Origin of the sequence: Streptomyces hygroscopicus (genome assembly GCF_026168105.1) — a bacterium.
Classification (GTDB): domain Bacteria; phylum Actinomycetota; class Actinomycetes; order Streptomycetales; family Streptomycetaceae; genus Streptomyces; species Streptomyces hygroscopicus_D.
This window is the reverse complement of sequence record NZ_LBMW01000071.1, coordinates 24,849-30,963: the sequence shown is the minus strand read 5'-3', so window position 1 is coordinate 30,963 and position 6,115 is coordinate 24,849. Positions and strand designations below refer to the sequence as shown.

Below are 6,115 nucleotides of genomic sequence, written 5' to 3'. Positions count from 1 at the left end.
CGGTTTCGGCGTGGGCCTGGGCTGCGGGGCGGGGGGCGGCTTGGGCGTCGGGGTGGGGGTCGGTGACGGGCATGGCGGAATGCGCCAGTGGTGGCCGCCCGCGACCGCCACCGCCCCGATGCCGTCCGGGCCGGTCGAGGCGTACGCGCACGCGTCAGCCGACGCCGTCGGCGCGGGGGTGCCCACGAGGATCCACACCGTCGCCAGCAGGGCCAACGCCCGTGCGGCCAGGGCGGATCGGGTCCGTTGGGGTCGATGCACGACCGAGATCATGGGCTCGTCCGGATCCGCGCACGCCCAGTCCGCCCTGAATTGACCCGAAGGAAGGAGTTCCGCCTTCGGGCGGTTTGGTCGACTGCGCCCGATGCGCCGTGAGTTGGGTACATCTGCGCGAGGTGTGCGGGGTCCGCCGGACGGGTGGCCGGGACACGTCACAGGATGCGGAAAGAAATATGCGGGCCCGATTGAACACATCGGGGACCTCCGCGCGTACCTAGTGGCATGAGCGGCGCTCCGTGAGTGCTGCAACACCCAAGCGGATAGCGGGAGTTGAGAATGAAGACATCCTGGCGGAGCGCCTCCCTCGTGGCGACAGCTGCGGCCGTGCTGGCGCTCACGACGGCGTGCGGTCAGGACGGTGGCACCCAGTCGACGGGCAGCCAGAACGTGGGGGCCACCGCTGTACCGGGTGGTTACGGCTCCATCTCCACCACTCCCGGTAACGGATACGGCGCCGACTCCACCACCGCGCCGAGCGCTTCGGCCCCCGCAGGCGGTGCCGCGGGTCAGCTGGCCGTCGTCGACAACGCGAAGCTCGGCAAGATCGTCACCGACGGCGCCGGGTTCACCCTCTACCGCTTCGACCAGGACACGGCCGAACCGCCGAAGTCGACCTGTGACGGCGACTGCGCGAAGGCGTGGCCGCCGGTGCCCGCCAACGGCGCCTTGGCCGCCTCCGGCATCGACAAGTCCCTGCTCGGCGAGGTCACCCGCTCGGACGGCACCAAGCAGCTGACCATCGCCGGCTGGCCCATGTACCGCTTCGCCAAGGACACCAAGGCCGGTGACACCAAGGGCGAGGGCGTGAAGGGCACCTGGTTCGCCACGGCGCCCACCGGAAAGAAAGCCGGCGCCGCCTCCCTGCCCGGGCTGTCGGTCCGCGACGACCCCAAGCTCGGCCCGATCATCGTCGACAAGAACGGCATGACGGTCTACCGCTTCCTGAAGGACAAGGCGTGGCCGGAGCCGGTCTCGGCATGCACCGGCGCCTGCCTGGAGAAGTGGCCCGTCGTCGCACCGGTCTCGCCCGACGACACCAAGGGCGTCAAGAAGAAGGGCCTCATGGGCTTCACCCGCCCGGACGGCGCCAAGCAGATGACCGTCAACTGCTGGCCCATCTACACCTTCTCCGGTGACAAGACCCCCGGAGACACCAACGGCCAGGGCGTGGGCGGCACGTGGTACGCCGTCTCGCCCGACGGAAAGCCGGTCGGCGCGCCCAAGTAGAGATCACCTCCCCAGGGTCGATCGATCGCCTCGCCACAGTCAGTCACGGGACGCGGAAGGGAGCGGACGCAGAAGCCGGACGAACGGGACACACGGGTGCACGACCAGGTCCGCCCCCTCCGCACCGCACGGAGGGGGCGGACCTTTTGGCGTGAGCGGGCGCGCCCCGTAGGGGGTGCGCGGCGGTGACATCATGAGGCTCCGACGCGTGGGCGCAACCAGCCACGACGTGCCCGCACCGGCCTGCCGCCCGAACGCCCACCTGGACGCGGCTGCGTCCGGCACGTGCCGCAGGCAGTGACCGGAACGGACGGTCAATTTCCGTTTTTACTCGCTCTGTTGGCGGACGATCAGTAGCCTCAGCTCGAACACCGGATCGTCCACGCCGTCGTCTACGCCTTGGAGAGCTACATGGAGCGTCCCGCCTGGGCTCCACGGAGCATCGACATCTCCGTACCGAGCGTGTCCCGTATGTACGACTTCTACCTGGGCGGGTCGCACAACTTCGAGGTCGACCGGCAAGCGGCGCGCAAGGCCATGGAGTTCATGCCGGGGCTCCCCAAGATCATGCAGGCGAACCGGGCGTTCATGCGCCGCGCGGTGCGCTTCGCGGTCCAGGAGGGCGTCACCCAGTTCCTCGACGTCGGGTCGGGCATTCCGACCTTCGGCAACGTCCACGAAGTGGCGCAGAGGGCGCACCGGGGCGCACACGTGGTGTACGTAGACCACGACCCGGTGGCGGTGGCCCACAGCCAGGCCGTTCTCCAGGGCAACGAGGCCGCCGACGTCGTCGCGGCCGATCTCCGCAAGCCCCAGGAGATCCTGGCGAGCCCTCAGGTGGAGCGGCTGATAGACCTGAACCGGCCAGTCGCGCTCCTTCTCGTTGCCATACTGCACTTCGTGGAGGACACGGACGACCCGTACAGTGCGGTGGCCGAGTTGCGCGACGCGCTCGCGCCCGGCAGCCTGCTCGTCCTCACGCACGCCTCGTACGAGGGAATCCCGCTCCCGCAGGAGCGCTCCGAGGGCGCGGTCGACGTGTACAAGAACATCCGCAATCCGCTGATCATGCGCTCGCGTGACGAGATCGCGCGGTTCTTCGAGGGGTACGACATGGTGGAACCCGGACTGGTGCCGATGCCGAACTGGCGGCCCGACACGGCACCGGAGGACGAGGATCCGTATTCCTTCTCGGGTTTTGCCGGAGTGGGGCGCTCGGCGTGACCGCGGAGCCGGGAGGACCGGAGGACAGACTGCGACGGTTCGCGACGATCTGGAGCCGGGCGGTCTACCCCGTGACCTCGACGTCGCTGACCCGGCCGGAGCTCGAGGAGCGACTGCTGCCGCTGGCCCGGCAGCTGAGCGAGGCGCTGCGGGCCCGGACGTTCGACCCGGGTACGGCCAAGGGCATCGGCGCGGCGCTCATCGAGGCGCACTGCACCGACCCGGAGTCGCTCAGCCGGACGCTCGACTGCGTCGATGCCTACCTGGTGCTCTACTGTGGCGACCCGGACGCCCCCGCGGACGTGCAGGAGGCCCAGCGGACCCGCTCCTCGCGGCTGCAGCACGCGATGGCCGCCGGGTTCGCGCAGGAACTGAGGGAGCGCACGCTGGCCGAGCAGGAGGCCATCTCACAGGCCGCCCTGACCGCGCAGAGCGAGGTGGCGCAGGCGCTGCACTCCAGCGAGGCCCGCTTCCGCGCTGTCTTCGAGGGAGCGGCCATAGGCATCGGCATCGCGGACCTCGACGGCAACGTGCTCCAGGTGAACGGCGCGCTGCTGCGCATGTTCGGCGGCTCCGAGAACCTGGTGCGCGGCCGCAACGTCGCCGAGTGGACCCACCCCGACGACGCGCCCCAGGTCTGGCGTCTTTACGACGAACTCGTCCGCGGCGAGCGCGACCACTACCACGTGGAGAAAGCCTTCTACCGGCCCGACGGAACGGTCCTGTGGACCAACCTCACGGTGTCCTTGCTGCGCGACGCGGACGGGCGTCCGCAGTATCAGCTCGCGCTGATGGAGGACACCACCGAGCGGCGTCTGCTCAACCTCCGGCTGCGCTACGAGGCCACGCACGACGCGCTCACCGGACTGCCCAACCGCACCCTCTTCTTCGAGCGCCTGGAGAAGGCCCTGGCGGCCGGGGAGGGCCAGAGGTTCGGTCTGTGCTACCTCGACCTCGACGGCTTCAAGACCATCAACGACAGCCTCGGCCACGCGGCCGGCGACCGGCTGCTCGTCGAGGTCGCCGACCGGCTGCAGTCCTGCGCGACCGCGCCCGGCGAGATGGTCGCGCGTCTGGGCGGCGACGAGTTCGTGGCGCTGACCACCGGGTCCGACACCGAGCGCGGGGTCGACGAGCTCGCCGGGCGCATCATGAACGCGCTGGTCACCCCGATCAGCGTCGACGGACGCGAGCTGACCGTGCGCGGCAGCATCGGCATCGTGGAAGGGCCGGTGGGGGAGCGGGGCTCGGCCGAGGTGCTGCGCAGCGCCGACATCACCATGTACCGGGCCAAGTCCGCGGGCGGCAACCGCTTCGAGCTCGCCGACCCCGAGGCCGACGCCCGCACCATCACCCGCCACGGGCTCACCACGGCACTGCCCATGGCCCTGAACCGGGGCGAGTTCTTCATCGAGTACCAGCCGCTGGTGCACCTCGGTGACGGCACCGTGCACGGTGCCGAGGCGTTGGTTCGCTGGCTGCATCCGCAGCACGGCGTGCTCGGCCCCGACCGGTTCATCCCGCTCGCCGAACGCACCGGACTGATCGTGCCGCTGGGTCGCTGGGTCCTGGAGGAGGCGGTACGGCAGGCACGCGCGTGGCAGGAGAAGCAGGCGAGGACGGGCCCGCTGCGCATCAACGTCAACCTGTCGCCCTGCCAGCTCACCCATCCCGGGCTGGTCTCCGACACCGTCGACATCCTGGAGCAGGCCGGCCTCGAACCGGACGCGCTCTGCCTGGAGGTCACGGAGTCGGCGCTGATCGGCGCGGACGACGACCTGCTCAAACCGTTGCGCCGGCTGGCCGAGATGGGTGTGGACATCGCTCTCGACGACTTCGGCACGGGTTACTCGAACCTCGCCAACCTTCGCCGGCTGCCCGTACGGATCCTCAAGCTGGACCGTTCCTTCACCCAGAGCATGCAGCAGTACCCGGCGGACCCCGTCGATCTGAAGATCGTCGAGGGGATCGTCTCCCTCGCGCACAGCCTGGACCTCGCGGTCACGGTCGAGGGCGTGGAAACCGGCGCCCAGGCCGAGCAGTTGCGGATACTGGGCTGCGACACCGCCCAGGGCTGGTACTACGCCCGCCCGGGCCCACCGGAGCGGCTGCACGATCTGGCGCTGGTGGACGCGACGGGCTGAGCGCCCCTGAAGGGGCGCGGGGACCCGCCCGCTCGGCCACCGGGCCGCAGCTCCGGACGGGGCGCGCCCCTGAAAGGGGCGCGGGGAACTGCGCGCTCAGCCACGGACACCCGCGGATCCGGACGGTTCTTCCACACACGGTTCTTCCACACACGGCGCTTCCACATACGGCGCTTCCACATACGGCGCTTCCACATACGGCGCTTCCGCACACGGCGCTTCCGCACACGGCGCTTCCGCACACGGTTCTTCGATACACGGCGCCTCCACGGACGGCTCCCCAAGCGGAGCGTCACCGCTCCAGCAGCATCCGCTGCAGTTCCCGGGCCGCCCGCGGCGGAGCGACATCGCTGCGATGGGCCAGGGCGATCGTGCGGTGCAGACCGGGGCGCGCCAGCGGGGTCACGCGCAGGCCGCGGCCGGACCGGGTGGCGACCATGCGCGGGACGACGGCCACGCCCAGCCCCGCCCGTACGAACCCCAGGACCGCGTCCATCTCGCCGCCCTCCACCGCGAAGTCCGGCTCGAAACCCTCGGCCCGGCACGCGGCCACGGTCAGCTCGCGCAGGTCGTAGCCGTGGCGGAACATCACAAGCCGCTCGCCCTCCAGATCCGCGACGCGAACCGTGCGGCGGCCGCCACCGGGCCTCGGCGCGTCGGGCGAGGACACCACCACCAGGTCCTCGCGCAGCAACTCCACCGTGGTCAGCGCCGGAGAGGGGGTGGGCAAGGGCAGTACGACCAGGGCGAGGTCGAGCGCCCCGCGCGCCAGCTCCCGTACGAGATCGTGGGAGCCCCCCTCCTCGATCAGCAGCCGGATGCCGGGATAGCGGTCGTGGAAGGCGCGCAGTACATCCGGCAGCAGGCCGGTGCACAGGCTGGGCGTCGCGCCGAGCCGCACCCGGCCCCGGCGCAGCTGCACCAGCTCCTGCACCTCGTGCCGGGCCGTGTCCGCGTCGGCGAGGATGCGGCGGGCCAGTGGCAGCAGCGCCTCGCCCGCGTCCGTGAGCGTGATGTTGCCGCGGGCCCGCAGGAACAGGTCCGCCCCGAGCTCCCGCTCCAGTGCCTTGATCTGTTGCGACAGCGACGGCTGGGCGACATGGACCAGATCGGCGGCCCGGGTGAAGTGCCGGGTCTCGGCGACGGCCACGAAGTACTGGAGCTGCTGGAACTGCACACAGCCAGCATAGGGGCTGCCTATCGAAACGAGCCGGACCATGTCTTGGACCGATGAGGGCCGG

The 6,115-nt window shown here is 70.6% G+C and carries 4 protein-coding genes and 1 pseudogene; 3 read left to right on the top strand and 2 right to left on the bottom strand.

Annotated elements, in window-relative coordinates; all coding sequences use genetic code 11:
* Nucleotides 1–261, bottom strand: a pseudogene (locus AAW14_RS36475) (hypothetical protein); the annotation flags it as partial.
* A gap of 294 nt (nucleotides 262–555) precedes the next feature.
* Between AAW14_RS36475 and AAW14_RS36470 the strand changes: the two are divergent.
* The 3 genes from AAW14_RS36470 to AAW14_RS36460 all read left to right on the top strand — a co-directional run bounded on the left by AAW14_RS36470 (nucleotide 556) and on the right by AAW14_RS36460 (nucleotide 4,874).
* Nucleotides 556–1,506 (top strand): SCO0930 family lipoprotein, encoded by a 951-nt coding sequence (locus AAW14_RS36470; protein WP_265568738.1) that lies wholly within the window; start codon nucleotides 556–558, stop codon nucleotides 1,504–1,506.
* 411 nt (nucleotides 1,507–1,917) lie between these two features.
* Nucleotides 1,918–2,730, top strand: coding sequence for an SAM-dependent methyltransferase (locus tag AAW14_RS36465; protein ID WP_265568737.1), 813 nt, complete (start codon nucleotides 1,918–1,920; stop codon nucleotides 2,728–2,730).
* Nucleotides 2,727–4,874, top strand: coding sequence for a putative bifunctional diguanylate cyclase/phosphodiesterase (locus AAW14_RS36460; protein ID WP_265568736.1), 2,148 nt, complete (start codon nucleotides 2,727–2,729; stop codon nucleotides 4,872–4,874). Before AAW14_RS36465 ends, AAW14_RS36460 begins: the two co-directional genes overlap by 4 nt.
* 292 nt (nucleotides 4,875–5,166) lie before the next feature.
* On the opposite strand, the gene AAW14_RS36455 is transcribed toward AAW14_RS36460, so the two are convergent.
* The gene (locus tag AAW14_RS36455) at nucleotides 5,167–6,051 is read right to left on the bottom strand and encodes a LysR family transcriptional regulator (RefSeq protein WP_265568735.1); all 885 of its coding nucleotides are present in this window, start codon (nucleotides 6,049–6,051) and stop codon (nucleotides 5,167–5,169) included.
* Nucleotides 6,052–6,115: the final 64 nt, after the last annotated feature.

What these genes read in the sequence shown, in the direction of transcription:
- AAW14_RS36470 (WP_265568738.1), top strand. Translation starts at nt 556, where the DNA reads ATGAAGACATCCTGGCGGAGCGCCTCCCTCGTGGCGACAGCTGCGGCC.
- AAW14_RS36465 (WP_265568737.1), top strand. Translation starts at nt 1,918, where the DNA reads ATGGAGCGTCCCGCCTGGGCTCCACGGAGCATCGACATCTCCGTACCG.